The 3,598-nt window shown below is 45.3% G+C and carries 5 protein-coding genes; all 5 read right to left on the reverse strand.

Annotation, left to right across the window (positions count from 1 at the left end; all coding sequences use genetic code 11):
- A partial coding sequence (locus A1D16_RS21005; protein WP_290713437.1) for a thiamine pyrophosphate-dependent dehydrogenase E1 component subunit alpha occupies positions 1-1,168 on the reverse strand: 1,168 nt, incomplete at its 3' end.
- Between the two features lie 36 nt (positions 1,169-1,204).
- Entirely contained in the window at positions 1,205-1,816 is a 612-nt protein-coding gene (locus tag A1D16_RS21010; protein ID WP_290713440.1) for a fumarylacetoacetate hydrolase family protein, read from the reverse strand.
- A gap of 134 nt (positions 1,817-1,950) precedes the next feature.
- Complete coding sequence (gene pth, locus A1D16_RS21015; protein WP_290713443.1) at positions 1,951-2,529, reverse strand: aminoacyl-tRNA hydrolase; 579 nt, start codon at positions 2,527-2,529, stop codon at positions 1,951-1,953.
- A 91-nt stretch (positions 2,530-2,620) separates the two neighbouring features.
- Complete coding sequence (locus A1D16_RS21020; protein ID WP_290713446.1) at positions 2,621-3,205, reverse strand: 50S ribosomal protein L25; 585 nt, start codon at positions 3,203-3,205, stop codon at positions 2,621-2,623.
- Between the two features lie 20 nt (positions 3,206-3,225).
- Positions 3,226-3,598: ribose-phosphate diphosphokinase (gene prs / locus A1D16_RS21025; protein ID WP_290713449.1), on the reverse strand; the 373-nt coding region annotated here is incomplete at its 5' end.

A 3,598-nucleotide genomic window follows, 5' to 3' on the forward strand; every position in this document is an offset into this window, starting at 1 on the left:
GTCGCCGGCCTACATCCTGTCCATAAAGCAGGGCTTCCGGGTATTCCTGGAGAATCTCACGTATGGCAAAAAGCGCCGCGTCTACCATGGAAATTTTTTCTTTGGAGTCGGTTTGTCGCCGGCCCGTTTCCGCCTGAACAGGAGTAGGCGCAAATACATGATCCAAAATAGTGGCAGGATTTGGTTCAGGAGCATCCACGGCCAACTGAAACGCAGTCAATACCGTTTCTTTTGCATGCCTGTCAATTTCCAGCAGTTGTTCAATCGGCACTCCTCTTTCTATTAAACGCTGGTGCAATTTTGGCCCCGGATCATGCAGGCTATGTAGCGCAAGGTCTTCCTGCGTTCTGTAAAACTCTTTTCGTACCCCACTTGTATGATGGCCGAGTAAAGGCAGGTTTGCCTGAACCAGGAAGGGCCTGCGTTCTTTGCGGATCAGTTCCACCACCTCTTGCAGGGCCGAATAACTTGTTTCAAAATCACTACCATCTATGCGTACCCTTGATAATCCAGGAAAGCCACCGGCATATTCATACGCGTCCATTGCCCTTGATTCAGCAGCAGAAACGCTGATACCCCATTTATTATCCTGCACCAGGTATAAAATGGGCAATCGTTTAAGAACGGCAAATTGAAATGCTTCGCTTACCTCACCTTCAGTAACGCTGGCATCGCCCAGTGAGCATACCACAATTGGCAGGGCGCCGCCCGAGGTTTTTCGCAACCGTTCCGGCAAATGTTGTTCCAGGTACTGTATTCCCTGCGCAATTCCGGTAGTAGGAATTACCTGCATACCGGTAGCACTGCTTTGTTGAATAATAGAAGGTTTGCCTGTATTGCGGCTACTGGGGTGGGCGTAATAGGCCCGACCGCCGGTAAAGGGATCGCCAGCTTTGGCCAGCAATTGTAACATCAGCTCATAGGGTTCGAAACCAAGCCCCAGTAAAAGGCTTTCATCCCGGTAATACGGGCTCACGTAATCTGCCGCATCAAGCAGGTAGGCGATTGCCAGTTGAACCGCTTCATGTCCCCTTGACGTAGAATGTACATACCTGCAAACAGAACGCTGCTGTTCATAGGTATCGGCCATATGTTTGGCCAGGCAACAATGCGAATAGGCTTTTAATAACACGTCATTTTCGATCATAAATGGAGCAATGCTGCGCAAATATAAACGAACACTCGTTAGTAAACCGTAAGCGGCTTATTTTATTTCGATATTGAACAGTGAAGCGTTGTCCATATAACCTTCCAGTTCATCTCCAACCACGCATTCTCCAACGCCTGCGGGGGTACCCGTAAAAATAAGGTCGCCGATATTTACGGAGAAATAATTGGAGATATGGGCTACGATGCTGTCAAAATTGAAGATCATGTTCGCGGAGTTTCCTTCCTGAACGGTTTCTTTATTCTTCAGCAATTTGAAATTGATCTCTTTTTTATTCTTGATATCGGCAAGATTGATCCATTTCCCAATGACGGCCGAATTATCCCATGATTTTGCTTTTTCCCAGGGAAGCCCTTTTTCTTTTAGTTCCTTCTGTATATCGCGGGCAGTGAAGTCAATTCCTACCGTTACAGCATCGTAGTACTTACTGGCATAGCGATCCTGGATATATTTCCCATTTTTACAAATACGAAGCACCAGCTCGCATTCATAATGCAGTTCATTCGTGAATTCGGGATAATAAAAGGGCGTGTGCGCCTGTAAAAGGGCACTTTTTGGCTTCATGAAAATCACCGGCTCATCCGGCACTTCATTGCCTAATTCTTTGGCATGTGCCACATAGTTACGGCCAATGCAGAATATTTTCATATTCACTACGGGTTTAATGATTAAATAATCACTGATTTAGTTGGGATATATGTCCCCGGAATTTATAGGGATACTGGAAGTACAGGTAATTACTTACCTGGTGGTGTGCGAAAATAACTATTCATATGCATAAATCATAACTTGTATTCCACATTGTTGAAATGATTCATGGTAGTTGCCAGGCCGGCCAGTACAAAGGATTCAATAATGGGAATGGTTTTTTCAATTTTCAGCCGAATCAGCTCGGCTTCCTCTGGCTCCCACCTTCCCAGCACATAGTCTACCTGCCTGCCTTTGGGATAATTATTCCCTATTCCGAAACGTAACCGCGGATAGGCTGTTGTACCAAGTTGTTCCTGGATGCTTTTGAGGCCATTATGTCCGCCATCGCTTCCTGCCCCCCGGATCCGGCTTTTCTCAATCGGAAGAGCCAGTTCATCCAGGATAATAAATACCTGTTCAACGGGAATTTTTTCCTTATCCATCCAATACTTCACTGCTTTTCCGCTCAGGTTCATATAGGTCGAAGGTTTGATTAGCAGCATTGATTTCCCTTTTATCCTGGTTTCTGCTACATCTGCCAGGCGGTCGGTACGGAAGGCAACCCCATATTTGGCAGCTAGTGCATCCACTACATCAAACCCGATATTATGCCGAGTATGCGCATATTCTGCGCCGATATTACCGAGTCCTACAATAAGAAATTTGTTCATAACAGGAAAGGTAAGCTATAAAACAAGAGAGGGGAGACATGAAAAGGCACCGGAATTCCGGTGCCTTCGGGTGTATTAAATAAGGTGGGGATTATTTTTTACCTTTTTCAGCGGCGGCTTCTTCCTGCTTCAGCTGACGTGTCATTACGATCGATGCTACCGGAATACGGGGAGACATCATAATTTCGATATTTTCTGCTTTGATATCCTGAATACGAACGTTTTCATTCAGTTCCAGGTTAGTAATATCCAGCTCAATACTTTCTTTCAGGTATTTAGGCAGGGTTTTTACTTTCAGCGACTTTACTTTAACGTCCAGGCGACCACCGGCTTTTACACCAGCAGGAGAACCGGTAAGGTGCAGGGGAAGGCGTGCAATAACTGGTTTATCTTCCACCAGTTCCTGCAAATCAACGTGTGTAAGTGCGTCGGTTACTTTATCAAACTGAAGGTCCTTCAAAATGCATTTATAGGTTTTGCCATCCAGTTTAACTTCTGCCAAATTGAATTCAGGAGTATAAACCAGCGACTTGAAAGCCTTGGCCGGAGCAGAGAATTTGATTTCCTGCTCGCCTCCATAAATTACACCTGGCACTTTTTCCTCAGAGCGAATTTGGCGGGTGGCTTTTTTCCCGGTTTCGGTCCTGAGTTGTCCTTCGATTGTAATTGTTTTCATTGTTTAATATTTAATTGTAATTAAGCTCCTTGTTCTCCCCTGTTTTCAGCATTCTGCTGTTCTTTCCGTTGCGAATGAATGAACAAACTAGTAATACTTCTTTGCTCAAATGCGTTCCGCAGGGCAACTGCAAATAAATTTGCAACAGAAAGCACTTTTATTTTATCCACCTGCTGTTTCAACGGAATCGTATCACAAACCACTAATTCTTCCAGCACGCTGCTCCCGATATTCTCATATGCTTTTCCGCTCAATACCGGATGGGTGCACATGGCCCGAACAGTAGTAGCTCCTTTTTCCTTTAGAAGCCCGGCACTTTTAGCCAGGGTTCCGCCGGTATCACAGATATCATCAATCAGGATCACATTCCGGTCGGTTACATCTCCTATTACC

Source organism: Flavihumibacter sp. CACIAM 22H1 (genome assembly GCF_001601815.1).
In the GTDB taxonomy this organism is placed as follows: domain Bacteria; phylum Bacteroidota; class Bacteroidia; order Chitinophagales; family Chitinophagaceae; genus Flavihumibacter.